We start from the raw sequence: 26,436 nt of genomic DNA, 5'->3' as shown, positions 1-26,436 counted from the left end.
TGCCGGCCACGCATAAAAAACGGCTCAAGCCGTTCTCTGCCGGTTGCGCTGCGGTCGGGCGAGGTAAAATAAGAGAAAAGGGGGCTTGCACGATGAAGGAAAACAAATACGACGATCCGGAGTTTTTTGACCGCTACAGCCGGATGCCCCGTTCGCAGGGCGGGCTGGACGCCGCCGGCGAATGGCCGGCGCTACGCGCCATGCTGCCGCCGCTTGACGGCAAGCGCGTGCTCGATCTCGGCTGCGGCTACGGCTGGCATGCCCGCTACGCGCGGGAGCAAGGGGCGGCGTCCGTGCTCGCCATCGACCTGTCGGAAAAGATGCTGGAACGCGCCCGCGAGCTGACCGACGATCCCGCGATCGACTTTCGGCGCGGCGCGATCGAAGACATCGCTTTCCTTCCGGGGGAATTCGACGTCGTGCTGAGCTCGCTCGCGTTCCACTATGTCGGCGACTTCGCCGCGGCTGCGGTCAAGGTGCATGACGCGCTCGCGGACGGGGGCAGCTTCGTCTTCTCGGTCGAGCATCCGATCTTCACCGCCCTACCTGCGCAGGACTGGCAGTACGGGACGAACGGCGAGAAGCTGCACTGGCCCGTCGACCGCTATCACGACCAGGGCCTGCGCTCCGCCCGCTTCCTCGGCAGCGACGTCATCAAGTATCATCGCACCGTCTCCACGTATCTGAACGCGCTGCTCGCCGCCGGCTTCTCGATCCGCCAGCTGTCGGAGCTCGCTCCGACGGCGGAGATGCTCGAGCGCAATCCCGCCTGGGCGGAGGAGGTCCGTCGGCCGATGTTCTTCCTGATCGCGGCCGACAAGACCGGCAGACAGTAGCTGGAGCCGTCGGGGGCTGGGGCGGTCGGTTGCTAGGGCGGTCGGTTGCTAGGGCGGTCGGTTGCTAGGGCGGTCGGTTGCTGGAGCTAGTCGGGGGCTAACTCGGCCATTGCTGGAAACCTGAAAAGCGTCCGTGCCACCTTAAGGTGACTCGGACGCTTTATTCAATCTTGAGACTCCGGCCATTCGGCCGATTCTCGGGAATCCAAGGCACTCCTCTGCCTTGGATTCGGCCCTTTGGCCGAGATCCGGCCCATCCAAGGCACTTTTCTGCCTTGGTTCCGGCCCCTTCGGCCGAGATCCGGCCCATCCAAGGCACTTTTCTGCCTTGGTTCCGGCCCCTTCGGCCGAGATCCGCCCATCCAAGGCACTTTTCTGCCTTGGATTCGGCCATCCAGCCGGGATCCGCCCATCCAAGGCACTTTTCTGCCTTGGATTCGGCTATCCAGCCGAGATCCGGCCCATCCAAGGCACTTTTCTGCCTTGGATTAGGCCTCGGGCCGCTGCGCCCCCCGGTCGTGTCGGCCGCCGCGCCCTCAGCCACCCCGGCCCGCTACACCGCCCGCCGGCGGAAATGCAGCCAGCCGGCGGCAAGGAACAAGGCGAAGCTGCCGCCGATGACGAGGAACAGCGACTCGGCGGGGACGTTGAATGCGCCGAAGCCTTCCTCCGATCGCGGCATCATCGCGAGCAGCGGCTGTGCCCACGGGTACCAGGGGGCGAACCGCTCGGAGTTTACGACGAGCATGTTGGGCAGCGTGAACACGGTGCCCAGCACGAGCGGAGCCGCGAAGCTGGACCACGCGAACGAAGCCCACAGCTGCAGCGCCGCCAGCGGCAAACAGGCGACCCAGCCGCCGAGCAGCGCCCGGCCGAGCTCGGCCCACGGCACGCCGCCGTCCATGCCTCGCAGCAGGCCGCCGGCGAGCAGCGCCGCTCCGAGCAGCAGCTGCAGCAAGGCGACAAGCCCGGCCAGCGCCGCCAGCTTGGACAAATAGACCGCGCCTGGGCGAACCGGCAGCGCGAGCAGCTGCTTCCAGCCGCCCGAGGCATGCTCGAAGCGGCACAGCAGCGCCGCAAAGATGCCGACGAGCAGCGGCAGAAACATCAGTCCGTGCACATTGGCGCTGATGATGTACGCCTCCATCCAGCCCGCTCCGCCGATCGCCTCCAGCGGGGCCTTCCAGGCGACGGCGAAGGCGATCAGCGGGCTGACCGGCAGCAGCAGCCAGACGATGGAGCGGCGCAGCTTGAGCCATTCGGCCGACAGCAGTCTTCTCATGACGGCTCACGCCCCTCTTGCAGCCATTCGGCCGACAGCAGTCTTCTCATGCCGGCTCACGCCCCTCTCCCGTCCAGTCGGCCGACAGCAGTCTCCTCATGACGACTCACGCCCCTCTCCCGTCCATTCGGCCGACAGCAGTCTTCTCATGCCGACACACGCCCCTCTCCCGTCCATTCGGCCGACAGCGGCCTTCTCCTGCCCGCACGCTGCTTTCTTCCCGACAGCAGCAGCCTCATGTCAGCTCACATCCTTCCGCGTAAAATGCATGCAGCCGACCGCGAGCAGCAGCAAGCCTCCGCCCAGCCCCGCCGCTGCCGCACGCAGCGCGGTCTCCGCCTTCAGCGCGAGCCACGGCCAGTTGTACGGAACCCAGTCCGGCAGCAGCATGCCGAACAGGCTGACGACCATGCCGAGAACCCCGATCGTCATCGGCACCGCCTGGTTGCCGATGGCGAGCGACAGCCCGATCTGCAGCGCGACGAACGGCATCGCCGCCGCATACGGCGCATACGACTGCCGCAGCAGATCGGGCCAAGGCAGCTCCTGCAGGCTGAATCCAAGCACGGCGCCAAACGCCAGCGTAAAGACGGCCAGCAGCGTGCATGACAGCAGCAGGAGCAGCAGCGTGAGCAGCGTCTTGGCCGCGAACACCTGCAGCCGCGTCAGCGGCAGCGCCAGCAGCTGCTTCCAGCCGCCTGCCGCATGCTCGACGCCCGCGGACAGCGAGGCGACGAGCGCCAACCCGATGAACAGCGCCGGCAGCATCAGGCCGGTCGTCGCTTGGAGCAGCCCGCCCCACGGATCATCCGCGTTCTGCTTCATCAAGTAGTCATAGCGGAGCCCATAGTTGACGGCCTGCAGCAGGACGACGCCGAGCGGACCGATGACCGCCAGCGCCAGGATCCATTTCCGCTTCAGCTTGAGCCACTCGGCCGAAATCGCCCGCGCCAGCATCAGAGGCTCCCCCCTGTGCCCGTCATCTCCAGAAACACGCTCTCCAGCGACGAGCGCTCCTCCTCGACGCGGTAGACGGCATGCCGCTCCCGCACGAGCTCCGCCACGATCGCCGCGATGTCGCGGTCGTCGCCGCCCGGCACGGTCAAGCCGCGCTCGTCGCGCCGCGCCTCCCAGCCTTGCTCGAGCAGCCGCTTCCAGGCGGCCTCCGGCTCGCTGACGGCAAGGCGGATGCGGCCGGCCGTGCGCCGCTTCAGCTGCTCGATGCGATCCTGGTACACCAGGCTGCCGCTCGTGATGATGCCGACGCGGGTCGCCATCTGCTCGACCTCGGACAGCAGGTGGCTCGACAGCAGGATCGTGACTCCGCGCTGCTGCGGCAGGCTTTTGATCAGCTCGCGGATTTCCTGGATGCCGGCCGGATCGAGGCCGTTCGTCGGCTCGTCCAGAACGAGCAGCCGCGGATGCCCGAGCAGGGCGGCGGCGATGCCGAGCCTTTGCTTCATGCCGAGCGAGTAGCCCTTCACGGGGCGGTTCGCATCCTTTTCCAGCCGCACGATGCCGAGCGCCTCCGCGATCCGCTCCTGCGGCGCGTCCAGTAGCCGGCGCACGACCTCCAGATTTTCCCGGCCCGTCAGATGGCCGTAGTACGACGGGTATTCGACGAGCGAGCCCACCTGGCGTAAAATGTCGAGCCGGTTCTTCGCCAAATCCTTGCCGAATACGGTCACGCGGCCGCGCGTCGGCTTGGCGAGGCCGAGCAGCATGCGGATGGTCGTCGTCTTGCCCGCGCCGTTCGGCCCGAGAAAGCCGTAAATGTCTCCTTCGCCGATCCGGAGCTCCACATCCCGCACGACGGCCTTGCCGCCAAGCTTCTTCGTCAGGCCGCTCGTCTCGAGCAGCCAGGGCTGGCGCCCCTCTTGGCCGAGGGGCTGGCCGATGCCATGATTCATGTCCATCACCTCTGACCTCATCGTAACGGACCGAGGTTAAATCCCGGGGAGGAAGCCGGTTAAAATACGGTTAAAACGCGAAGCCGCTACCCGAGATTGATTTCGCGGATCTTCTCCAGCGGCACCTTGGGCCGGCGGTCCTCGGTCAGCAGCCCGTTGACCTCCTGCTGCACGTCGGTGATCTGCGTATAGCAGTAGCCGACGATGTAGTCCGTCGCGCGGATCGCCTCGTGGATGCTGCGGAAGCGCTCGAGGAAGCTTTCCTCGCTGCCCGCCTGGCTGCCGTAGCCCCAGCCCTTCTCGGAGCGGAAGGCGATGCCGCCGAACTCGCTGACGATGACCGGCTGGCCCCGGTACGCATAACCGTCCGCGAAGGCGTATTTCGACTTGTTGAAGCTGATGCCGTTGCCGACGATATCGTCCTTGGCCGCGTAGCGGCGAAGGAACTCCTCCCCGCGCTCGACGTAGTCGTGCAGCGTCAGGATATCCGATACGGTGTGCTCCCAGCCGTCGTTGGCGACGACCGGACGATGCGGATCGAACGCCTTGGTCAAGTGGTAGATCGCCTCGGTGAACTTCTGCTGGCGCTCGTCCTTGAGGATGTTCGGGACGCCCCACGACTCGTTGAACGGCACCCAGGCGACGATCGACGGGTGGTTGTACTGCTGCCGGACGACCTCCATCCACTCGCGCGTGAACCGCTCCACCGCCTGGTCACTGAACTCGAACGTGGCCGCCATCTCCGACCAGACGAGCACACCCTTCACGTCGCACCAGTAGAGGAAGCGCGCATCCTCCACCTTCATATGCTTGCGCACGCCGTTGTAGCCCATCTCGAGCAGCTTGCCGATATCCTCGAGGATCGCCTCCTCCGACGGTGGCGTCAGATGGGTGTCCGGCCAGTAGCCCTGATCGAGGACGAGGCGCTGGTAGAGCGGCACGTTGTTGAGCAGCACCTGCCCCTTTTCGATCGAGATCTTGCGCATGCCGAAATAGGAAAGCGTGCGGTCCGCCTCGCGGCCGTCCTCGTACAGGATGAACTCGACGTCGTACAGGCTCGGATGCGCCGGCGACCAATGGCTCTGCATCCACGGGCCGCTCGCCTCGTGGACGAGATCGAGCTCCAGCTGCAGCCGCGGCCGGTCGAGGACGAGGCTCGCCTTTTTGACCGTCTGCCCCCGCAGCGTGACGATCGTCTCCAGCCGCAGCTCGCTTCCCGCACGCAGCCCCGCCACCTCGTACTCGAAGCGGACGGTGCGGGCGTCGAGATCGGGCGTCGTCTTGACCGCAGCCAGATGGGCCGGCTCGACGAACTCCATCCATACCGTCTGCCAGATGCCCGTCGTCTGCACATAGAAGCATTCGAAGCTGTCCTGCACCCAGCGCTGCTTGCCGCGCGGCTGCGTCGCGTCGAGGCTGTCCTCGACCTTGACAGTCAGCGTATTCTCCTCCCCGAAGGCGAGCCAAGGCGTGATGTCGAACTTGAACGCCGCATAGCCGCCTTCATGCTGGCCGACATAATGGCCGTTGACCCACAGCTTCGCCCGGTAATCGACCGCCTGGAAATGCAGCAGCGCGCGCTTGCCCTCCGCCTCGGCGGGGATGTCCACCGCACGGCTGTACCAGACCTGCGCGTGATGCTCCTCCTGGCCGATGCCGCTCGCCTTGGTCTCATAGGTGAACGGCACCTGGATGCCGAGCCGGCCCCCGAACTGCCGCGGCCACCCGAGCCGCTCCCCTTCGTCGGCGTCGTCGAAGCCGAACCGCCATTCGCCGTTCAGATTGATCCAGCCGCTCCGGACCAGCTGCGGCCGGGGGTAGTCCTTGATGTAGCTTTTCGTCGTCATGATCGCTTCTCGCGCTCCTTTGCCGTCCCGATGCGGGACCGAGGAATACAACCGTTATTATGTTTTATTCCATTTTATTTGTTTTCCTTGTGACTATAGCCTCTCTATCTTCTTCATGTCAACGCTTTCTTTCGCCTATATCGGATCGATTCACGATGGGGACAGGCTTTCCGAGAGAGTGCTCGTCGGAAGCCGGCGAGTTCCGATCTTCCTGTCCGCTGCCGAATATTCCCTATAAATAGCGGCTTCAAGGCCCTATACTCCCGCTATATGGGAACGTTCATCATTTATTCTATAAAATCGAAAATAGTTCTTTCGATTTTCCAGCCGATTTGCTATACTCCGGAATTGCAAGCGCTATCAAGCGACTTTGCCGGAGGGGAGGAGATGCCGGGCGACAGGCCCGATGCCCTAGGGAAGGCAAGCTTTTGCTTTTATCCGCTCAAAGGAGATGATCGTTCATGAAATGGAAGCCTCTGCTGCTCGCCGCCGCTGCCTTCGTGCTGCTCCCTTCCGCCGCGGGAGCCTACAGCAACCCCTTCTCGCTGCCCTCCCCCTGGCATTGGGCCAACGGGGATTTCTACGGCGAGGGCGATCCGTACCTCCTGAAGTTCAACGGCGTCTACTACCTCTACGTCAGCACGGTCGACGACCAGACCGGCGTGAAGGTATGGTCGTCGACCAACCTGGTCGACTGGACCTACCGCGGATTGTGCGCGACCGACCCGCTCACGAAGGGCGCCTACGCGCCGGAGGTCGTCTACTGGAACGGCCAGTTCTACATGTACACGTCGCCGGCCGGCCACGGCCACTACGTGCTGTCGAGTCCGAGCCCGCTCGGACCGTTCACCGTGCAGACGGGCAATCTCGGCATGGGCATCGACGGCCACGTCTTCATCGACGACGACGGCCGCTGGTATTTCTACTCGACGGGAGCCGACCGGATCGACGTCCGGCCGATGAGCTCGCCGCTCTCCTTCGGCGCGCCGGTGTCCGCCGGGTTCTCGATGGCCGGCTGGACGGAGGGACCGACGACGTTCAAGCGGGGCGGAACCTACTACATGACCTATACCGGCAACCACGTCTGGAGCACCGCCTACCGCGTCGACTATGCGGCCGGCTCGAGCCCGACGACCGGCTTCGTCCCTGCCGCAGGCCAAAATCCCGTGCTCATCCGCACGGAAGGAAGCAACGTCGGCCTCGGCCACAGCTCCATGGTGAAAGGTCCCGACCTCGACTCCGACTACATGGTGTATCACAGCCACGCCTCGCAGGGCAACGCCACGTATCCCGGCCGCAAGATGAACCTCGACCGCGTCGCCTGGAACGGCGGCCGGATGACCGTGCTCGGCCCGACGGCCGGCGCCCAGCCGAATCCGGCCGGACCGACGTTCGAGGACCGGTTCGCGCGGACGGCGATCGGCTCCGGCTGGACCAACGTCGGCGGCGGGACCTGGGGCATCTACAACCAGGAGCTGATGTGGCAGGACACGATCGGCACCTCCGTCTGGCATCGCCAGGTGACGGCCGCCTCGACCGAGTCCGACTATACGGCCGAATTCCATGCCAAGCAGATGAAGATGGGCACGAGCGCCAATCCGCTGTATGGAGCGGTGTTCTCCTATACGGACGAGAACAGCTACGGCACCGCCGTGCTGAACCGCAAGCTGAACCGGCTCGAGACGAATTTCGTCGTCGGCGGCGTCTCGCAGGGCTGGCAATACTCGGCATTGCCCGCTGGATACGACTATACGAAGTGGCATCAGATCCGCGTGGAGAAGCGAGGCTCGGCCTTTTCCATCTATGTGGACGGCATGAAAAAGCAGACGCGCGCAGTCGGCGGGCTCGGCGGCGGCCGGATCGGCTACTCGACGCTCGACGCCCACGCCGACTTCGGCTACACGGCGTTCAGCAACGACGTCGAGGGCAGCAGCGTCTGGAACGCCTACAAGCCGCTGCCGGGCACGATCGAGGCGGTCCATTACCGCAAGGGCGGGGAGGGCGTCGGCTACCATGACCTGACGGCCGGCAATACCGGCGGCGCCTATCGGAGCGATGGCGTCGACATCCGTTCCTCCGCGGCCGAGGGCAAGGAGGTCGTCGGCTGGAACCAGCCGGGAGAATGGCTCACGTACCGGGTCAACGTCGCCGAGACCGGCCTGTACGACGTGAGCGCCCGCGTCGCCACGACATTCCCTTCCGTTGGCTTCCGCATCTGGGACGGCGCGGCCGACCTGACCGGCGTCGTGCAGTCGAGCGGCAGCGGCGACTGGGAGAAGTGGATCAACGTCGCCAAGAAGGGGCTTTACCTGACGGCGGGCTACCATGAGCTGAGGGTCGAGACGGTGCAGGGCGAGTTCGACTTCAGCAGCCTGACGTTCGAGCGGGGGCAGGCTCCGAGCGTATTTGCGGACGACTTTGGCGACGGCAACGACAACGGCTGGACGCGCTTCGAGGGCGGCTGGTCGGTCGCAGGCGGGGAGCTGGCTGCGGCGGGAAGCGGCTTTGCCAAGACGGTCGTCGGCTCCTCGCTGTGGTCGGACTACTCCGTCGAGGCGGACATCAAGCTGGTCGGCACGACCGGCGACGCCGGCATCCTGACGCGGGTGAACAACCCGTCGAACGGCACCGTTCTGGCGAACAACCCGGACTATGTGCAAGGGTACTACGCCTTCCTGAAGCCGGACGGAGTCTATCTCGGCAAAATGAACTACGGCTGGCAGCAGCTCGCTTACGCGCCGCTGCCGATCGCCTCGGGAGCCTGGCAGAAGATGAAGGTGTCTGTCAGCGGGCCTGTCATCCGCGTCTACGTCGGCGACATGAACGCGCCGAAGCTGACCTACGCGGACAACAGCCCGTCCCCCTTCCTGCACGGCAAGGCCGGGCTGCGCTCGATGTACAACGAGACTCGCTTCGACAACGTCAAGGTGACGCCGTAGGGGCGAGTCCGCGCCGGTTGCCGGAGAAGGCTCGGAGCAATCCTTCTCCGTAGAAAAAGCCCGACCGGGATTGCGTCATCCCGGTCGGGCTGTTCAGGTTTTGGAGCGCTTGAGCGTCAGCGTTGCTAGGCGCATGTCCGCAGGTTCGGCGTGGGGATGCGAAGGCCGTCTCTCTTGCGGACAGAGCCGGGCCGAGGCTCCTCCCGCCTCAGGGCTGATCTGCGCCTCGATCCGCCGAGCCGCCGGCGGCCGAGTCCGCGCCAGCCCGCTCCGCCGGCCGGATCTCCACGACCGTTCCCTCCGGCGAAGACCGGACCGTGCGGCTGAGCCCCTGCTCGCGCAGCATCAGCTCCGCGATCGCCAGCCCGAGGCCGCTGCCCTTGGCCGCGGACGGAGCGTCCATGCCGGGGCCGCGATCCTCGACGCGGAGCGTGCCGCCCGCCTCCGGCGACAGGCGCACGGCGCACCAGCCCCCGGCGGCGGCGTGGCGCAGCACGTTGAGCAGCAGGTTGTCGAGCACGCGCTCCAGCCAGCGCGGATCGGCGGTCCACCAGAGCGGCTCCTCGGGCAGATCCGACTCCAGCTCGAGGCCGGCCTGCTCGAACGCCGGGTACCAGGCGGCCAGCTGCGTGCGGACGAGCCGGGCGGCGTCGAGCCGCTCGGGACGGTACGGATATTTGCCCGCGGACAGCAGATTGTAGGAAAAGAGGTTCTCCATCATCTCCGAGAGATAATCGAGCTTGCCCGTCATGAGCGCCAGCGACTCGCGGCCGGAAGGTCCGAGCGGCTCCTTGGCCAGCGTATGCGCATGGGCCCGCAGCACGGTGAGCGGCGTGCGCAGGTCATGGGAGAGGCGGGCGATGAGATCCCGCCGCAGCTCCTCCTCCTGCCGCTCGCGGCGGCGGGCGTCCTCGAGCTGGCGCACCATGCCGTTGAAGCTGCCCTCGAGCCGTCCGATCTCGTCGGCGCCCGACAGCTCGACCGGCTCCGGCAGGCCGCCGGCCGACGGGCGCTCCATCGCGGCCTGCAGCCGCACGAGGCGGCGGCGGATGCGCAGGAAGAACAGCATCGACACGAGCAGGAACAGGCCGAGCATGAGCAGCACGCCGCCCGCGTATACGCCGCCGCTCACGCGGTCCATTCGCTGCGAGTAGGGCAGCGTCAAATAGCGCGGCACCTCCATCGCGATGAAGCCCTCCGTGCGCGAGGAGCCGACGAAGCTGACGACCGTGAAGCGGTCGCCGCTCACCGCATCCTTCATATATTCGACCGTATAGGCCGCGGACCAGACGGACGGCAAGTCCTTGCGCGCCGGCATGACGTCCCGCAGCCGGCCCTCCGCATCGACGCGAAAAATATAGGCGCGAGGGTAGCGCTCCTTCCAGGCCGCCATGCGGGCGGCCGCTTCAGCGGGACTTTCCCCGCCCATCGCGGCCGCCTCCGCCTCCCACGCGAGGCGCAGCTTCGTCGTGTCCGAATAGATTGACGGCTCGTCCCGCGGCCATAGCCAGCCGAGCGACGTCATCGTCACGACGCCGACGAGCATGAGCAGCAGCGGCAGCAGGATGATTGCCGACAGCACGATGCCGCCGTAGCGCAGGAGCAGCGACGGCCGGCGGAGTCGGCGGAGCAGGCGGCGGGGCGATGGCAGGCGGCTCACGACGGCCTCGCCCGGTAGCCGATGCCGCGCACCGTCTCGATCAGCGACGGGTTGGCGGGGTCTTTTTCGATGCGCTCGCGCAAGTACCGGATATGCACCATGACCGTCTTGTCCCCCTCGAGGTAGGGCTCGCCCCATACCGACTCGTAGATCTGCTCCTTCGTCAGGATGCGTCCGGGGTGGCGCAGCAGGAAAAGCAGAATCTGCAGCTGCTTCGGCGTCAGCGCGATCTCCTCTCCGCTCTCTCCGTCGGTGACGGTCAGCTCGCGCGGGCGGACGAGCAGATGGCCGAGACGCACCGGCTGGTCCTCGCCCTTGCCGAAGCGGCGCAGCAGCACCTCGATGCGGGCGGCCAGCTCCTCCGGATGGAACGGCTTCGTCATGTAATCGTCGGCGAAGCGCAGTCCCTGCAGCTTGTCCTCGACGGCCGAGCGGGCGGACAGCATGAGGATGGGCAGGCCGGGGCAGCCTCGCTTGAGCTTCTGTCCGACCGTGAAGCCGTCCAGTCCCGGCAGCATCACGTCGAGGATCGCCATGTCGGCCGTCTCCGCGAGCGCCTCCGCTCCTTCGCCGCTCTGCCGCCACTCCACCTCGTAGCCGCGCTCCCGCAGATCGCGCGACAGCCAGCCGCCGATTTCCGGATCGTCCTCGATGTACAGCAGCCTCGCTTTTCCGTTCATGCGCCGCCTCCTCCGCTTCCCTGTGTTCGAGCCGCTAGCTGATCCTTTCATCATAGTCTTTCCCGAAGGCCGCGCGGTAGTTAAATTTCGTTTAAAAGCCCGGCCTATAATGGAAAAAGACCTGGTAGAGAGGGATGCCCTCTCCGCCAGGTCTGAATTTTAACATGGATGGCAGCCCGCGTCATGCGGCCGCGCTCGGCCGAAGGCTCCTAGCCGCGGTTCGCCCGCAGGTCGATCAGCCCGATCAGCGCCGCGGCCGCTTGGGCGCGCGTCACCGGCTGGGCCGGAGCGAACTGGCCGCCGCCGATGCCGTTCATGAGGCCGGCGTCTTGCACGGCCGCCACGTACGGCTTCGCCCAGGCCGGAATCTTCGCCGCATCGGCGAAGTCCGGCTTGGCGCCGGCCGGCGTCTGCAGCCCGGCGGCGCGGGCCAGGACGGCGGCGAGCTCGGCGCGCGTCAACGCGCGCTGCGGCCCGAACGTGCCGTCCGCGTAGCCGCCGATGATGCCGGCCGCTGCCGCTTGGGCGGCATAGCCGCGGGCATACGCCGGAATTTTCGCCGCATCGGCGAAGCTGTCCGCGCGGCCGCCGTCCGGCCAGCCGAGGGCGCGGCCGAGCATCGTCGCCAGCTCGGCGCGGCTCACGCCGGCGTCCGGGCGGAAGCGGCCGTCCGCGTCGCCCGTCACGATGCCGAGCGCTGCCGCGCGGCCGATCGCGCCGACCGCCCAGTGGCCCGGCTCGACGTCGCTGAACTTCGGCGCAGGACTTGCGCTTGGAGCCGGGCTGGCGCTCGGCGTCGGCGACGGAGCCGCGCTCGGCGAAGGACTCGCCGTCGGGCTCGCGCTTGGCGTCGGCGTCGCGATCGGTCCCGGCCCGGTGCCCGTACCCGGCGTCGGCTCGGCGCTCGGCGTCGGTGTCGGGCTTGTCGTCGGCGACGTGCTCGGCGTCGGTGTCGGGCTTGTCGTCGGCTTCGGCGTCGGCGTTGCGCCGCCCTTCGCCGCGAAGCTCCAGATGTCGGAGCGCGCATAGCCGCTATGCTCGTCGCGGGCGACGGCATACCATTGATGCAGCCCGTCCGTCAGGCCGGTCCATGCCGCGCGCGCGACAGCGCCGCTCGCGGCCTTTTGCACGGAGCCGATCGGCGTCTGCGTGTACACGCTCGCGGTCATCGAGTCGGTCGCGACCCGCTTGACCATCGGGGCCAGGTTCAGCTCGAGGCTGAACTCGTCCTTGCCAGGATGCACGTCGGCATCGTAGTAGTTGTAGTCGTCGAGATACGGCGAGTACGTCTTGATGTCCACGCGGTTCGCCGCGAGGTTGAACTGCATCAGCCGGATGTAGCCGAGGCCGCCCATCTCCGCGCCCTGGTAGTCCGCGAGCATCTGGTACACCTTGCGGTCCGGCACGCCGTCGCCGTTGTCGTCGATCTCGTCGATCTTCGTCTCGGCGTCATGGTAGTGGCCCGACAGCACGGCGAACACGTTTTTGTTCTTCGTCACGACATGCTCGTAGATCTCGTCGGCGATCGGAGCGCGGTTGCCGGAGACGAGCAGGTACTCGTGGAAGGCGAGAATCGCCTTGCGTTCCGGATATTGCTTCAGCACGCCGTCGATCCACTGGATCTGCTCCTCGCCGATGCCCCAGCCCATGTAGACGATGATGAAGTCCTGGCCGCCGGCGGAGATCAGGTCGTAGTGGCCGCGGTTGTTCTCGTAGGAGCCGCCGTAGTAAGGCTTGTCCTTGAAGCGGTCCTCGCCGTAATGCTTCCCATACTCCGTATAGTCGCCGGTCTGGTGGCCGACGTCATGGTTGCCCGCCAGCACGCCGTACGGCATGCCCGCGTCGTCGAACGGCTTCATCGCCCGCTGGGCATTGTCCCACTGCTCGGGCTTGTACGACTTGTCCACGATGTCGCCGGTATGGATGACATACTGGATGTCCATCGCATCGCGGTTGTCCAGCACCCACTTCGTATTACCCTCATAGATGAAAGGCCAGCTCTCGGAATAATACTGCGTATCCGACATCCAGACGAAGGAGAAATCATAGCCCCGCTCCGAGGCGGCGGTGGCGGCAGCTCCGCCCTCCTGCCCGTCGCCGCCTGCGGCTACCGGAGCGGCAGCGATCTCGTCCTGCACGAGCGCGTGCACGACTCCGTCCACGGCGTAGGCGCCTGCCTCCACCGAGGCGCTCAGCTCGAACGGCCCCTCGTCCGCCGGCACGTTCTGCGCCAGCCGCTCCCACTTGGCTGCGGACGCGCTCCAGGCGTACAGCGTCACCTTGCGGCCCGCGAGCGAGCTGCCCTTCCACTCCAGACGAACCTCGTCCTGCGGCTTCACCGCCGCGTCCAGCTTGATCTCGAAGCGGTGGTACGGGAAAGCGTCCGTGGCGTCGTTCACCAGCTTGTCCCCGTCTGCCGACGCGATGCTGGCGTATTCGTCCGCCGTCAGCTCGCGCTCGCCTTCCGGCCGCAGCACCGGGGGCGGCTCGACGGCCGCCTGGCCGGCGTACGCCCGGAACGATTCCTTCCGCTCCGCGCTATGCTTGAAGCCCTCGTAGAAGCCGACGCTCAGCTCGTCGCCCGTCGGATCGACGACCCGCACGGCCAGCTCCGCCGAGGTGCCAGAGACGTCCGCGCCTTGCAGCGGAGCGACGAGCTCCGGCGCCAGCGGGTTCTCGTCCGGCACGAGGAAGCGGACCGTCCGCTCCGTCCGGTTGCCGGCGTTGTCCTCGGCCGCGATGACGAGGACATGCTCGCCGCCGCCCAGCGCGGAGCTGGTCGCCGCAAAAGGCAGCTTCACCGGCTTGCCGTCCAGCGTCGCCGCGACCGCAGCGGCCTTCACGCCGGAGAGCGCATCCGTAATCGCCGCGTCGATCGCGAAGGCGCCGCGGTACGTCCGGCCTTCCTCCACGGTCGGCGCGATGACCGGAGCCGCGTTGTCCACGACGACGCTGCGGGCGAGCGACAAGCCCCCCGGACCCGTCAGGACGATCTCATGCTTGCCGTCCGCCTCCGCCGTCGTATCCCAGGCGTACGTGCGGGAGCGCAGCTGCTCGGCGAGCAGCGGGAACTTGAACTCGATCCCTTCGATCTTGCCTTTGTCGCCCATCTCCAGCACCTTGCTCCGGTCCGCATAAGCCGGATCGTAGATGATCGTGCCGTCCGCCAGGATGAGGCGCACGTTGCGCATCTGGAAGTCGTCCTTGTTTTCCTCCGTGCGGTCGTCGAACGGACCGGACTTGGATCCGACCCGGATCCAGATGCCGTTGTCGCCGGCCTTCAGCCGCTCCTGGCCGATCGGATAGAGCAGCGTGCGCCACGACGGGATCGGATCCATGAATGTATACAGAATCTCTTTGCCGATCGTCACCGCGTTCTTGAAATAGTAGTCGACGCCGCTGACGTCGAACGCCAGATAGGCGTCCTGCTCGAGCGAGGCGTACACGCCCTCCGTCACCGTCTTGCCGTCCAGCGCCAGCTGCAGCTCGTTCGGCGCATGCTGCTCCGCCGTGCCCTTGAGCGTCTGCACGCCCCGGACGAACTGGCCTTCGGCCACGTTCAGGCGCAGCGGCGACTTGTCGCGGCCATCCTTCACCGGCACGCGCACGGCCGGCAGCTCCGTCCGGTTCTGGCCGTCAGAGGCGACCGCCTTGTACTCGACGTAGCTTTTGCCGATCAGGTCGGCCGCCGGGATGAGGTAGTGATAGTACGTGTCGTTGTAGTCCTGCGTCAGGTAAAAGCTCGCCCAATCGCTCTTGTCGGTGCGGTACTGGAGCCGGACGGACTTGATGCCGTTCTCGTCCTCCGCCTCGAGCCGGATGTCGAGGTCCTTGGACGCGTCCGCCTCGGCGACGCCGGTGCGGTCGAGCAGCGCCGGCGCAGCCGCGTCGTCGGCCGCATGGACCGGACGGGCGGGCAGCTGCCACGGCTCTACGCTGCCGGGGGTCGACTTGGCCGCGGCCGGGCCGAGATTCAGCATGTCCTTGCCGCCGAGCGTCGGGTAGCGGTATTGGATGCCCTTGTCCGCCTTGACGTCCGCCGCCTCATAGGAAGCGGATGCGATGTCGACATGCGCGTTCGTGCCGACGACGAGCGCGCGCGGCGAGCCGTTGGCCATGCCGGCGCTGTGCACGCGGAACAGGTTCTGCCCTTCGACGAGCGAGCTGCCGAAGTTCGCGTTGAACTGGGCGGCCGTCGCCGAGCCGTTGGCCGCATTGATGACCCACAGCACGATGGCGCTCTGCGCCGGAATCGTGACCTGCTCCGGATCGCTCGCCCAGACGACATCGGCTTCCGGCCCTTTTTCCGGATAGCGGTAGTAGAGCTTGTAATCGCCAAAATCGAGCTCGCGATCCGTATTGTTGTAGATCTCGATGAACTCGTAGCCGTCGGAGCCGCCGATGTTCGCCGTATCCGGCGTCACCTCGGTGACGAGCAGCGGCGGCACGCGGTCGGGATCGGCCTGCGGCAGCTCGACCTGGACCGCGGCGGCAGGGGTCGTGCCCTTGACCCCGCCGTTGTCCGCTTGGATGTAGTAGTACAGCGTCTCCTCGGCGACGGCCGCCGCCGGGATGCTGCCCGCAAACGCGGTGCCGCCGCCGTCCGCAGAGCGCAGCGCCGCGCTCTTGTACACGGCCTGGTTGACCGTGCGGTAATAGACGGCCGCTGTCGCCGTCTGGAGCGGCTGGCCGTCGCCGTCCGCTACCTGCGCGATAATCGGCAGCGCTTGTCCGCCCTTGGCGGACGCAGCCGGCTCATGCGCGAGGACCGGCTGGCCCGGCACGACGGGTAGCGGCGGCGCAATCAGCTGGCCCGCCTCGACCGAGCCCGGCGTCGGCACGGCCAGCACGGCGTATTTGCCCTGCTCGGCCGTACGGGAGGCTTGGTAGTGGACATCGAGAGTCGTCCCGCTGCTGCTGATGTCGGCCTTCAAGTACGCGGCGATCGCCAGGTCCTGGCCTTCGCTCTTGACGACGACGGCGCGGTTGCCGTCATTGGCGAACGCCGAGAACCCGCCGGTCTGGGCCGGCAGGGAGACGACCTGGCTTTCGGCCAGCTCCGTCTTGTAGAAGGCATTGAAAGCGGCCAGCGCCTTCTTCTCCGTATTGTTCCAGAACACTTTCGTCTCGCCGGGGGCAAGCACGGTATTCGCCGGGAGGCTGAACTTCAGATCCGGCGAGCTGCTGGCCGTATAGCGGTAGTACAGCGCGTCCGTCACATCCTGCGGAGCGGCGCTGACGTTGTGCAGCTCAAAAAATTCATACACGTCGGTCCCGACGTTGTCGGGCACGATCTCCGTCACGATGACCGGCGACAGCGAGCCGCCGTTCGGAGCCGGGGCTGCCGCCGCTTGCGGCAGCGGGCCGGCGACGGGCAGCAGGCCCGCGATCAGGCTCGCGGCGAGTCCGCCGGCGAGCCATTTGCGCCACGGCATGCGCCGCAGGCGGCGCTGCAGGCCGCGCAGGCTGAGCGTCCTGTGCGGCTCAGCCTGCACGGAACGCTGCCCGTTCTGCCGGCGGCGGTCGTCCCGCACGGAACGCTGCCCGTCCTGCCGGCCCCGGCCGTCCCGCACGGAGCAAGCGGCGACTGCCGCCGCCTTTTCGCCAGAAGCCTCGCCGATTCGGGAGCCGGTACCTCCGGCGGAAGCCTCCCTATTCCCTGTCATCCATCCCTGCGCCTGGAGCCCTTGGCGCCGCTCTTCCTTCGGCACGTTCCTGTTCCTCCTCTTGTCGCAGCAGGCTTGTCCATCCCGCCCGTCCGCGATCCGATGTCTCTCCATCTCGAACCCAATCTTTACTAGGCTAAAGAACTTTTGTTAGCCGGGCGTCAGAAGCAGATGGAGAAACGGTAAAAGGACGCCGCCCGTTTTTTTCGGGCTGTGGCGTCGGATTCTGGCCTCCCGGTTCCTGCAGTCCGATTTTTTCGGGTTACGGCGTCGGATTTCGGCCTCCCGGCCCCTGCAGCCCGTTTTTTTCGGGTTACGGCCTCGGATTTCGGCCTCCCGGCTCCTGCAGCCCGATTTTTTCGGGTTACGGCGTCGGATTCTGGCCTCCCGGCTCCTGCAGCCCGACTTTTTCGGGTTACGGCGTCGGATTCTGGCCTCCCGGCTCCTGCAGCCCGTTTTTTTCGGGTTACAGCGTCGGAACTCCCTCCGCAATCGGGACTTTCGGAGCAATTGGATCCACTCCGCACGACCTCGGCCTGTCCCGCGCGTCCAATGGACATCCATTCCCGCATCCAGAAAGGAAGATCAGATTTGATGAACCTCTTCAGCAACCTCTTCGGCCCATCCGCCACCCTCGCGGGCTCCCCGCAGAGCCAGCATCCTGTCCGCGTCGCGGCAGCATCCCTGCTCGCCGCCTCCCTGCTCGCCGGCAGCGTCGCCGCTCCTTCGTCCGCCTCCGCGCAAGGAGCCGGCTTCGCTGATGTCCCCGCCAAGCATTGGGCCGCCGGCGACATCGCCTGGGCCGTCGCCGCCGGCTTCGCCCAAGGCGACGGCAACGGCCGCTTCCGGCCCTCGGCTGCGCTCAGCGAGCCGGAGTTCCTCGCCCTGGCGGCGCGCGCCTACGGCGCCCCGCCTGCCGCGGGCGCAGCCTCCGGCGCGGCCTGGCACGCGCCGTATTATGCCGCTGCCGCCGCCGAAGGCTGGGCAGCGTTCCATGCCGCGCAGCCGGCCGCCCGCTATACGCGGGGCGAGGCCGCGCGGCTGCTGGCCTCCGTCGCCGGGCGCTCCGGAGGCGAAGCCGACGCCGTGGCCTGGCTGCTCGCGGAAGGCATCGCGAGCGGGCGCACGGCGTCGACGGCTGCCGGCTACGAGAGCGGCAGCACGCTGACCCGCGCGGAGGCGGTCGCCCTCCTCCGCCGCATGCTCCAGGCTTACCCGGCGCAGCCGTCCGCCTCTCCGGCCCCATCCGCTGCGCCTTCGGCTTCGCCTGCTCCTTCGGCCTCGCCGAAGCCATCCGCATCGCCTGCTTCGTCCGCCTCGCCGTCGCCTTCGGCTACGCCGGCTCCGGCGACAGCCGCGGCCGGGCCGCAGCTGCGCGGCATCCAGCTTGGCGACAGCGAAGCGTCGCTGCTGCAAGCGCTCGGAGCTCCGGACCGCAAGGACCCCGCGCTCGAAGGCTTCACCTGGTACGTCTACAACAAGGACTACAGCCGCTACATGCAGGCTGGCGTGGCCAGCGGCAAGGTCGTCGCCCTCTATTCCGGCTCCCCGGCGTCCTACGAGGACGGCGGCGGCCTGTGGAAGACGCTTCGTCCGGGCATGAGCGCCGCCGCGCTCCAGCAGGCTTCCGGCCAGAAGATCGAAGGATCCGCCAAGACGCATAGCTTTGCTTCCGGAGGCATCCGCACGACGTTTTATCTCGATACGCTCGACGAAGGCAAGCTCGACGCCGTGCTCGTCGTTGCCGGCGCCCCTTCCGGTCCCGAGCCGGCCGCCGAGGCGCTCGCTTCCGGTTATGAGCGGCAGGTGTTCGATCTGACCAACGCCTTGCGCGCCAAGCGCAGCCTCCATGCCTTGGCCTGGGACGACACGGCGGCCCTTGCGGCCCGCAAGCATAGCGCCGACATGGCCAAGCGCGATTATTTCAGCCATACCGATCCGGACGGGATCAGCCCGTTCGACCGGATGAAGGCCGAAGGCATCCGCTACGTCGCGGCCGCCGAGAACATCGCCTACGGCTACCGTTCCGCCATCGAAGCGCATAACGGCTGGCTCAATTCCTCCGGCCACCGCAAAGCGATGCTAGCGGAAAGCTACACGAATCTCGGCGTAGGCGCCTACGACTATCGCTATACGCAGAATTTCTACAAGCCGTAAGCCTTCCCGGCCCTGCCATAGGCTTTTGCCTCACGCTTTGCCGCAAGCCCTCCCAGGCATGCCGAAGACCCGCCGCCCCGATGGGCCGCGGGTCTTTCCGCTTTTTCCGCTCCTTCGCCCCTCCTTTTTCACTCCTTTTTCACTCCTTTTTCACCCCTTCATCCCTCCTTTGTCCCTCCTTCATCCCTCCGTGTTCCCAGCAACGCGCCTCCGCCCGCTCCTCCGTCCCGCAAGTCCGCCGCCCCATCCGCCTGCACCGCCCCGCGCGCCGCTGGCCTCCCCTCCCCCCGGCGAGGTACAATGAAGCATCGGCGGCGAAGCGCCCCGAACGACATACGCAAAGGAACCGCCTTCTATGAATCCGACCAAATCCCGTCCCGGCAAAGGCTCTGCGCCCATCGCCGGCGATTTTCTCTACGTCTATGCCTGCCACGAATCCGAGGCCGAGCTGTGCGCGCTCGAGCTCGCCTGCCTGTTCCCCGGCTTCCTCATGACGCCGGACAGCCGCGCCTTCCGCCATGCCCGCCGCCTCGATCCGAGCCGCAGCCCGTTCCTCAAGCAGCGCCTGGACATCCGCGCCGACGCCGCCTCCGAGCCGGAGCTGCTGGAGTTGGCCGGAGCCGTCCTTTCGCCGGGAGAGCGATTGTTTCGAGCCCGCTATGTGAAAACGGGGGCGCCGGACCAGCATCCCGACCGCCGCCGCCTTGAGCTGGAACGAGCCCTCGGCCTCGCCGTCACCGGCGAGCCGGAGCTCAAGCGGCCGGATGTCGTCTACGGACTCACCCGGCACGAAGGCCGTTGGCTGGCCGGCGAGCTGGCCGAGGCGGAGCCGCTCTGGCTGCGGCATCAGGACAAGCCGCGCCAATATTCCACCGCGCTGCCGACGCGCGCCGCGCGCGCCGCCGTCAACATCGCCGCTCCCGGCGAGCCGGCCGGCAGCTCGCTCGTCGATCCGTGCTGCGGCATCGGCACCGTGCTGCTGGAGGCGCTCTCGCTCGGCTTCTCCTGCCGCGGCAACGACCTCAACCCGCTCGCCGCCGTCGGAGCGCGGGAGAACCTGCGGCATTTCGGCCATGCCGAGGAGCTCGTCTCCATCGGCGACATGCGCGCGCTCGGCGGGGCCTTCGACGCCGCCGTGCTCGACATGCCGTACAATCTCTGCTCCGTCTCCCCGCCGGAGGAGCAGCTCGGCATGCTGCGCGCGCTGCGCCGGCTGTCCGGTCGCGCCGTCGTCGTCACGACCGAGCCGATCGAGGCGATCGTCCGAGAGGCCGGCTTCCGCATCGAGGCGACCGCGCGGCTGACCAAAGGGCATTTCGTCCGGCTGTTCCATCTTTGCCTCGAAGACGGTTGACAGCCTCCGCCGGCCTTGGTATAGTGATTTCACGAACATACGTACGCTCCAAGCATGCGGAAGCACCGCAGCATTGGGCTCGACTCGAGCCTTTTTGCTGCGGTGCTTTTTGCGTTGACAGACAGGCTCAGCCGCTTGCCGAGCTTGTCTTTCTCGCCAGCGAAGCTGCATCGCCGTCAGAGGACGGCGAATGCCGATTCGCCTTGCAAGGGGCGATTCCAGAGGAGGTTCTTGCCCATGCCGTTGTTTTCTGCCGTCCGTCCGAGACGCGTCCCCGCCCGTCCGAAGCGCGTCCGCCGTCCCGTCCCGATTGCGCCCGAGCCGTCTCCGCTTCCGCTCCATGGCCCGCTTTTCTCTGCGCTTGCCGCCGGCTCTCCGCCGTCCTCTGTCGCCGCCTCGCCCGCTTCTCTTGCCGATGTCCCGGCGTCCCCGTCCGCCAAGCGCGACCCGGCCCGTACGGGCCGTCTTCGCCCGCTCCTTTCCGTTCCGCTCCTGCTGCTTCTGCTGCTCGTGCTCCCTGCCGCGCCGGCAGCCGCCTCCTCGATCGAGATCAGCCCAAGCGCGCAGGCCGCCTTCGAAAAGACCGCCGCCAAGGCTTCGCCGGAAGCGGCCAAGCGGATGAACGACCGCAGGCGGCAGTACGCCGCCCAGCTGCAGGAGCTTGACGCCGCTCGCAAGCAGGCGCAGGACGCGCATGCGGCTGCGGCCAAGCTGGCGACGGCGGTGCGCCAAGCCGCGACCGCCATCGACGACGAGGCGATCCGCGTCCAGCAGGCGCGCATCGCCAAGGCCAAGAGCGTCTATGAGCCGCTCTACGCCGGCTATACGGCGCTCGGCCAGCGCAGCCGCAGCGCCGGCAGCAAAGAGATGGCCAAGGCGCTGCGGCTGCAGGCCGATCTGATGAAAAGCGGCGTGCAGCTCGCCCGACAGGCCGTGCGCCTGCAGGAGGATCAGCTCAAGGAGCTGCGCCGCGCCCGCTCGGCCAAAATCGCCGACGTCCGCAAGACGCTTGCCGGCCTGGAGCCGTTGAACGATACGCTGCGCGTCCGCAAGGCTTCCGCCCGCATTCCCGAGGCGGCGCTCCGGGACGCGATCAAGGACTTCTCCGCCGCCGCCCGCAAAGGCGACGCCGCGCTCGTCGAGCGCGCGCTCGGCTCGATGCTCGGCAGCGGCTCGCAGCTGCTCGCTCAGTGGCGGGCGATCGTCGAGCTCGAGCGGCAGTATTCCGCCATCGCCGAGCAGGCCCGCCGCCAGCTGGCCGGCTACGGCGTCAAGGCCGGGTGAGCGGCTCGGCGGCCGCTCCGATTGCCGCGTCCCTATCCGGCAGCCGCCTGGGCCTCGGCGGCGGCCTCCGCCGCGTCCGCTTCCCGGGCGGCAGCATCAATCCGATGCCGGAACAGCGCCGTTAGAATCGCGGTCGTCAGGTAGAACAGGCCGGCCATCGCATAGACGGCTCCGACTCCCCAGCGATCCGCCATCCAGGACAGCAGCACGACCGACAGGCCGAACAATGAATAGACAAGCGTGTTCTCGGCGCTCATGACCTTGGGCAGCTGCTCCGGCGGACAGACCTTTTGGAATACGGTCCGTCTCGTCACCTCGCGCAGCTGCTGCGGAGGCCCCATCAGCACGACGAGCGCCAGCGCCAGCAGCGGAGCCGTCGTCCAGGCGAAAGCAAGCGTGAACAGTCCCATCAAGCCCGCGCCCGCCGCGATCGACAGCGCCGGCTGGCGGGACAGCCGCCGCGTGAAGGCGACGACGAGCAGTCCGCCCGCGATGCAGCCGGCGAAGTAGCCGGCGTTGATGAAGCCGTACCATTGCGTGCCGGAGCCGAGCTGCTCCGTCGCATACACGAGCAGCAGCGCTCCGATCCATGTCGCGCTCACCGTGCCTTCGATCGTCTCGATGAAAAAGATGAGCCGCAGCACCGGATTGCGCCAGATGTTCCGCCAGCCCTCTTGGATCGAGGCCCATGCGCCGTTCTCCGGCTTCGTCCCAGAGCCGCCGCGGCGCTGAGCCTGCGCGCTCTCGCTCCATTCGGCTCCAGCATCGCTCCTCGCGTCTGCTTCCTTGCGAACGCCTGCGTCCGCTTTCGTGCCGCTAGCCGCCGCTCCGTCCACATCTGCTTTCATTCCGCTAGCCGCTGCTACGCCCGCTTCCGCTTTTGCGCCGCTAGCCACAGCTCCGTCCACGTCCGCTTTCGTGCCGCTAGCCGCCGCTACGCCTCCGTCCGCTTTCGCGCCCTCTCCCGTTCCTGCGCCTTCCGGTTCGCGCAGGCGCAGCGTCATGAACAGCGCGGCAGCATAGATGCCGAGCGTCGCGTTCAGGACCGGCGAGGCTCCGAGCCAAGCGACGATGATTCCCCCGGCCGCCCAGCCGGCCATCATGACGATCTGGTCGGTCGTCGACATGAGGCCGTTCGCGCGCAGCAGCTGCTTCTTGCCGGCATACCGGGGCACGAGCGCATTGCGCACCGGCGTCGTGATTCCGTCGGTGAAGCTCAGCAGCCCGATCAGGACGAGCACGTAGCCGATGCCGTCCTCGGTCAGCCCCCGCACGGCGAGCAGCAGCATGAGGAACAGCAGCACCTGCAGCAGCTGAGAGAGCTTGATGAGCCTCGTCAGCGGCCAGCGGTCCATCACGATCGGCGCGGCTGCGCCGCAGGCCAGCTGGCCTGCCACTCGCGCGAGCGGCACGAGCGAGGAGAACAGCGCCGAGCCGGTCAGCTTGTAGACGATCGTCACGATCGCCAGCAGGTAGAGCGCGTCGCCCAGATTGGAGATGCTCTGGCCCGCCCAAAGCCAGCGGAATTGTCGCGGTTGATTCATAGGTGACCTGCTCCTTTTCGGCTGAACCGACTGCTTGATCCACGCCTTAACTTTATAAATATTTTTCTTTATAAAGTCATCATACGGAAGGCAGGCTTTGCGTGTCAATGCCGTTTTGATTCGACACGCATGATCCCGAGCTTCTTCTTCCCGTGGATTCATGCCATCCGAGAACAAAATAGCGCGCCCCGCGGGGGCGCGCCATGCGGCCATGCTCAATTCTTCGTCGACCGCGTTCGCATTCTCGGCACGGGCCGCCGCCTTTTCGTCTTCCTTCGCCGGCCCTTCCGCTCAAGCCTCCAGCCAGACGGTTCCGGTCCGGCTCACGTCGCAGCCCGTAATGGCGCCCAGCTCCTTGCGAAAAGCCGGCAGCTCCAGGACGCGGCGCAGCTCCGCGAGCAGCCGTTCGTTCGCTTTCGTCCGGAGGACGACGAGATCGTACCGCTCCTGGATGAGCGGCAGAAAATCAAGTCCGCCGACAAGCTCCGCCGCCTTCGCCATGCCGACTCCGGCATCCGCTTCGCCGGAAGCGACGGCCGCCGCAATCTCCAGATGGCTGTTCACGCATCGGTCATACCCGGCAATGCCGTCGGCCGCCAGGCCGTGCAGCCGCAGCTGCTCGTCCAGCAGCACCCGCGCTCCGGCGCCGCGCTCCCGATTGACGATGCGCAAGTCCTTCCGGCCGAGATCGCCCCAGCCCGTCAGTCCGAGCGGATTGCCTTGGGCGACGTACAGCCCGGCCGGCCGGACGAGCAGATTGACGACGATCAATGGCGCTCCGACAAGCAGCCTGCGGATATAAGGCAGATTGTACGTATCCGTATCTCCGTCCCACAGATGGGTGCTGACGACGTCGGAGGCTCCCTGGTACAGGTCGATCAGGCTGTCGAGGCTTCCCTTATGGGAACGGAGCGGCCGAAAGCCCGCCCGGGACAAATAAGCGGCAAGCAAGTCCATGCCGGGATCCTGTCCGGTCAGGACGACCGTATGCGCAGGCTCGAATGCCGCCAGCGGACGTGCGGCCTCGAAGCTGCCGATTTCTCCCCGGGGCGTCCCGATCGACGCGGCCGGATTTGTCGGGTCCGACGACGTGCCCAGCCCTGTCCGGTCCGGGTACGCCAATCCGGGCCTGTCCGAGTGCACGCCCGGACCTGTCCGGTCCGAGTAAACTCCCTGCCCGATCCTGTCCGAGTGCATGTCCGGACCTGTCCGGTCCGGGTACGCCAATCCGGCCCTGTCCGAGTGCACGCCCGGCCCTGTCCGGTCCCGCTGCGCGCCTGGCCCAGGCTTGTCCGAACGCGCGCCATACGCCGATGCGCCGGCTTCCCGTTCCTTGGCTTTTTGCTTGTAGGCTTCCAGATCGGAAGCGTCCACTCGCATCTGCTTGCCGACCCGGTAGGCAGACAGCGCCCCCTTTTTGATGAGATCATAGACGGTCAGCTTCGATATTTTCAGCAGGCGGGCGATGTCTTCGGTCGTATAGGATTCATCCGGCATGGCGGTATCTCCCCAGCGATAGTGTCGATCTCCAGTTTACCATAGATCGGATCGGCTCATTTACAACGGCTCTCCCCCTCTATATAATCATACTAATTATATCTAGATATAACAAAACCATATGGATTAGAGGGAGTAAGAGAGATGAACCGATACCGCCGTTTTGCCTTCCCGTTCCAAAGCGCCTTCTTCCTGGCGCTCGCATTCGCGCTGCTGCTCGCCGGCTGCGGACAAGCCTCCGACTCCAACCGCACGGACAGCGGGGCCACCGCCTCCCCGGCTCCGTCCGCCGCCGCCAGCACGGAGCCGTCGCCGCAGGCTTCTCCGGCGGACGCCGAACCCGTCCAGCTGACCGTCTCCGCCGCCGCCAGCCTGACCGGGACGCTCGGCCAGATCGAGACCGCGTTCGAAGCCGCGAACCCGAACATCGAGCTGAATTTCAATTTCGGCGCTTCCGGCACGCTGCAGAAGCAGATCGAGCAAGGCGCTCCCGCCGATCTTTTCCTGTCCGCCTCCACCAAGAACATGAAGGCTCTCTCCGACGCCGGGCTCGTCGACGCCGCCCATTCAGCGGATCTGCTGGCCAACAAGCTCGTGCTTGCCGTCTCCAAGGACAGCACGCTGGCGCCGAGCGGCCTGGACGCTCTTCAGGACGCGGCGTACTCCCGCATCGCCGTCGGCATCCCGGAGAGCGTCCCGGCCGGCCAATACGCCAAACAGGCGCTTGACGGCGCCGGACTGTGGGATGCCCTCAAAGACAAGCTCGTGCAGGCCAAGGACGTCAAGGCCGTGCTGCAGATGGTCGAGACGGGCAACGCCGATGCCGGCTTCGTTTATGAGACCGACGCGCTCGGCTCGGACAAGGCGAAAATCGCCCTCGAGGTCGATCCCGCCGCGTACTCGCCGATCCTGTACCCGGCGGCCGTGCTCGCCGAGAGCGAGCATCCCGAGCAAGCCGCGGCCTTCTTCGACTATCTCCGCTCTGCGGAGGCGCTGGACGTGTTCCGCAGCTTCGGCTTCTCCGAAGCGCCATGAGTTTATCTGCCATTGACTGGGAGGCCTTCTGGCCTCCCGTTCTGCTTTCGCTGCGAGTCGCGCTGCTCGCCTCGATCGCCGCCCTCTTCGCCGGCACGGCTGCCGCGCGCTGGATGTCCCGGACGCGGCTGCGCGGCAAGCTGCTCGTCGAGACGGCGTTCCTGCTGCCGCTCGTGCTGCCGCCGACCGTCGTCGGCTTCGTGCTGCTCGTCGGACTCGGCCGCCGCAGCTGGGCGGGGCGGCTGATCGAGGCCGTCTTCTCGTCGCCGCTCGTCTTCACCTGGTGGGCCGCGGTCATCGCCTCGGTCGTCGTATCGTTTCCGCTCGTCTACCAGACGATGAAAACCGGCTTCGCCTCCATCGATCCCGACCTGGAGCAGGCCGCCCGGTCCGCCGGGGCCAGCGAGCTCCAGGTGCTGCGCTACGTCGCCCTACCGCTCGCATACCGCTCGCTGCTCGCCGCCTTCGTGCTCGGCTTCGCCCGCAGCCTCGGCGAGTTCGGAGCGACGCTCATGATCGCCGGCAACATCCCGGGCGTGACACAGACGGTGCCGACGGCCATCTATGTCGCCGTCGACAGCGGACAGACCGGCATGGCCTGGGCGTGGACTGCCGCCATCGTGGCCTTCTCCTTCGTCCTGCTGCTCTGCACAGGAGGCATCCGCCCCGGCTCGCCGTCCGACCGCCGCTCCCGCTGATCGGCGTCTCTGCCGGCATGCCTTCCTCCGCAAGAAGCCAAAAAAGA

General features: G+C 66.9%; 16 protein-coding genes. 7 read left to right on the top strand and 9 right to left on the bottom strand.

Features of this window, described 5'->3' with window-relative positions; all coding sequences use genetic code 11:
• The first annotated feature begins 92 nt into the window (after positions 1–92).
• Positions 93–836 carry a class I SAM-dependent methyltransferase gene (locus tag GE073_RS02095; protein ID WP_153782662.1) on the top strand — a complete coding sequence of 248 codons (744 nt, stop codon included), beginning with the start codon at positions 93–95 and terminating at the stop codon, positions 834–836.
• Positions 837–1,389: 553 nt separating this feature from the next.
• Here the strand turns inward: GE073_RS02095 and GE073_RS02090 are convergent.
• From GE073_RS02090 to GE073_RS02075, 4 genes are all read right to left on the bottom strand, one after another.
• Positions 1,390–2,118: an ABC transporter permease gene (locus GE073_RS02090; protein WP_028599401.1), complete on the bottom strand. Its 729-nt coding sequence runs from the start codon at positions 2,116–2,118 to the stop codon at positions 1,390–1,392.
• Positions 2,119–2,358: 240 nt separating this feature from the next.
• Positions 2,359–3,075, bottom strand: coding sequence for an ABC transporter permease (locus GE073_RS02085; protein WP_228551235.1), 717 nt, complete (start codon positions 3,073–3,075; stop codon positions 2,359–2,361).
• On the bottom strand, positions 3,075–4,034 hold the full coding sequence (locus GE073_RS02080) for an ABC transporter ATP-binding protein (RefSeq protein WP_228551234.1): 960 nt from the start codon (positions 4,032–4,034) through the stop codon (positions 3,075–3,077). The genes GE073_RS02085 and GE073_RS02080 overlap by 1 nt, the downstream gene beginning before the upstream one ends.
• Before the next feature lie 80 nt (positions 4,035–4,114).
• A complete protein-coding gene (locus tag GE073_RS02075) occupies positions 4,115–5,875 on the bottom strand; it encodes a glycoside hydrolase family 2 protein (RefSeq protein WP_194843246.1) in 1,761 nt (586 codons plus the stop codon).
• Positions 5,876–6,336: 461 nt separating this feature from the next.
• On the opposite strand from GE073_RS02075, the gene GE073_RS02070 reads away from it, so the two are divergent.
• Positions 6,337–8,814, top strand: a complete 2,478-nt coding sequence (locus GE073_RS02070) for a family 43 glycosylhydrolase (RefSeq protein ID WP_153782661.1) — start codon at positions 6,337–6,339, stop codon at positions 8,812–8,814.
• A gap of 208 nt (positions 8,815–9,022) precedes the next feature.
• Here GE073_RS02070 and GE073_RS02065 read toward each other — a convergent pair whose 3' ends face one another.
• From GE073_RS02065 to GE073_RS02055, 3 genes are all read right to left on the bottom strand, one after another.
• A complete protein-coding gene (locus GE073_RS02065) occupies positions 9,023–10,474 on the bottom strand; it encodes a HAMP domain-containing sensor histidine kinase (protein WP_153782660.1) in 1,452 nt (483 codons plus the stop codon).
• Positions 10,471–11,154, bottom strand: coding sequence for a response regulator transcription factor (locus GE073_RS02060; protein ID WP_028599396.1), 684 nt, complete (start codon positions 11,152–11,154; stop codon positions 10,471–10,473). Before GE073_RS02060 ends, GE073_RS02065 begins: the two co-directional genes overlap by 4 nt.
• Positions 11,155–11,363: 209 nt before the next feature.
• On the bottom strand, positions 11,364–16,865 hold the full coding sequence (locus tag GE073_RS02055; RefSeq protein WP_153782658.1) for an S-layer homology domain-containing protein: 5,502 nt from the start codon (positions 16,863–16,865) through the stop codon (positions 11,364–11,366).
• Positions 16,866–17,414: 549 nt separating this feature from the next.
• Here GE073_RS02055 and GE073_RS02050 point away from each other — a divergent pair.
• The 3 genes from GE073_RS02050 to GE073_RS02040 all read left to right on the top strand — a co-directional run bounded on the left by GE073_RS02050 (position 17,415) and on the right by GE073_RS02040 (position 21,615).
• Complete coding sequence (locus tag GE073_RS02050; RefSeq protein ID WP_194843245.1) at positions 17,415–18,977, top strand: CAP domain-containing protein; 1,563 nt, start codon at positions 17,415–17,417, stop codon at positions 18,975–18,977.
• 355 nt (positions 18,978–19,332) lie between these two features.
• Complete coding sequence (locus GE073_RS02045) at positions 19,333–20,331, top strand: TRM11 family SAM-dependent methyltransferase (RefSeq protein ID WP_153782655.1); 999 nt, start codon at positions 19,333–19,335, stop codon at positions 20,329–20,331.
• A 237-nt stretch (positions 20,332–20,568) separates the two neighbouring features.
• Positions 20,569–21,615 (top strand): hypothetical protein, encoded by a 1,047-nt coding sequence (locus GE073_RS02040; RefSeq protein WP_028599389.1) that lies wholly within the window; start codon positions 20,569–20,571, stop codon positions 21,613–21,615.
• 32 nt (positions 21,616–21,647) lie between these two features.
• On the opposite strand, the gene GE073_RS02035 is transcribed toward GE073_RS02040, so the two are convergent.
• Together GE073_RS02035 and GE073_RS02030 are read right to left on the bottom strand one after the other, a co-directional pair.
• A complete protein-coding gene (locus tag GE073_RS02035) occupies positions 21,648–23,159 on the bottom strand; it encodes an MFS transporter (RefSeq protein ID WP_194843244.1) in 1,512 nt (503 codons plus the stop codon).
• A 291-nt stretch (positions 23,160–23,450) separates the two neighbouring features.
• Positions 23,451–24,656: a substrate-binding domain-containing protein gene (locus GE073_RS02030; RefSeq protein WP_228551233.1), complete on the bottom strand. Its 1,206-nt coding sequence runs from the start codon at positions 24,654–24,656 to the stop codon at positions 23,451–23,453.
• Between the two features lie 144 nt (positions 24,657–24,800).
• On the opposite strand from GE073_RS02030, the gene modA reads away from it, so the two are divergent.
• Together modA and modB are read left to right on the top strand one after the other, a co-directional pair.
• Complete coding sequence (gene modA / locus GE073_RS02020; RefSeq protein WP_153782653.1) at positions 24,801–25,691, top strand: molybdate ABC transporter substrate-binding protein; 891 nt, start codon at positions 24,801–24,803, stop codon at positions 25,689–25,691.
• Positions 25,688–26,389: a molybdate ABC transporter permease subunit gene (modB, locus tag GE073_RS02015; RefSeq protein WP_153782651.1), complete on the top strand. Its 702-nt coding sequence runs from the start codon at positions 25,688–25,690 to the stop codon at positions 26,387–26,389. The genes modA and modB overlap by 4 nt, the downstream gene beginning before the upstream one ends.
• The last annotated feature ends 47 nt before the right edge of the window (positions 26,390–26,436 follow it).

This window comes from Paenibacillus sp. B01 (genome assembly GCF_009649995.1).
GTDB lineage: Bacteria > Bacillota > Bacilli > Paenibacillales > Paenibacillaceae > Paenibacillus_O > Paenibacillus_O pasadenensis.
The sequence above is the reverse complement of the archived record's forward strand: the minus strand, read 5'-3'. Positions and strand labels throughout refer to the sequence as shown.

Excerpts from the sequence above, each read along its gene's own strand:
- GE073_RS02095 (WP_153782662.1), top strand. The coding sequence starts at position 93 with ATGAAGGAAAACAAATACGACGATCCGGAGTTTTTTGACCGCTACAGC.
- GE073_RS02085 (WP_228551235.1), bottom strand. The coding sequence starts at position 3,075 with ATGCTGGCGCGGGCGATTTCGGCCGAGTGGCTCAAGCTGAAGCGGAAA.
- modB (WP_153782651.1), top strand. The coding sequence starts at position 25,688 with ATGAGTTTATCTGCCATTGACTGGGAGGCCTTCTGGCCTCCCGTTCTG.
- GE073_RS02030 (WP_228551233.1), bottom strand. The coding sequence starts at position 24,656 with ATGCCGGATGAATCCTATACGACCGAAGACATCGCCCGCCTGCTGAAA.
- GE073_RS02035 (WP_194843244.1), bottom strand. The coding sequence starts at position 23,159 with ATGAATCAACCGCGACAATTCCGCTGGCTTTGGGCGGGCCAGAGCATC.
- GE073_RS02090 (WP_028599401.1), bottom strand. The coding sequence starts at position 2,118 with ATGAGAAGACTGCTGTCGGCCGAATGGCTCAAGCTGCGCCGCTCCATC.
- GE073_RS02045 (WP_153782655.1), top strand. The coding sequence starts at position 19,333 with ATGAATCCGACCAAATCCCGTCCCGGCAAAGGCTCTGCGCCCATCGCC.
- GE073_RS02080 (WP_228551234.1), bottom strand. The coding sequence starts at position 4,034 with ATGGACATGAATCATGGCATCGGCCAGCCCCTCGGCCAAGAGGGGCGC.
- GE073_RS02060 (WP_028599396.1), bottom strand. The coding sequence starts at position 11,154 with ATGAACGGAAAAGCGAGGCTGCTGTACATCGAGGACGATCCGGAAATC.
- GE073_RS02040 (WP_028599389.1), top strand. The coding sequence starts at position 20,569 with ATGCCGTTGTTTTCTGCCGTCCGTCCGAGACGCGTCCCCGCCCGTCCG.
- modA (WP_153782653.1), top strand. The coding sequence starts at position 24,801 with ATGAACCGATACCGCCGTTTTGCCTTCCCGTTCCAAAGCGCCTTCTTC.
- GE073_RS02070 (WP_153782661.1), top strand. The coding sequence starts at position 6,337 with ATGAAATGGAAGCCTCTGCTGCTCGCCGCCGCTGCCTTCGTGCTGCTC.
- GE073_RS02075 (WP_194843246.1), bottom strand. The coding sequence starts at position 5,875 with ATGACGACGAAAAGCTACATCAAGGACTACCCCCGGCCGCAGCTGGTC.
- GE073_RS02050 (WP_194843245.1), top strand. The coding sequence starts at position 17,415 with ATGAACCTCTTCAGCAACCTCTTCGGCCCATCCGCCACCCTCGCGGGC.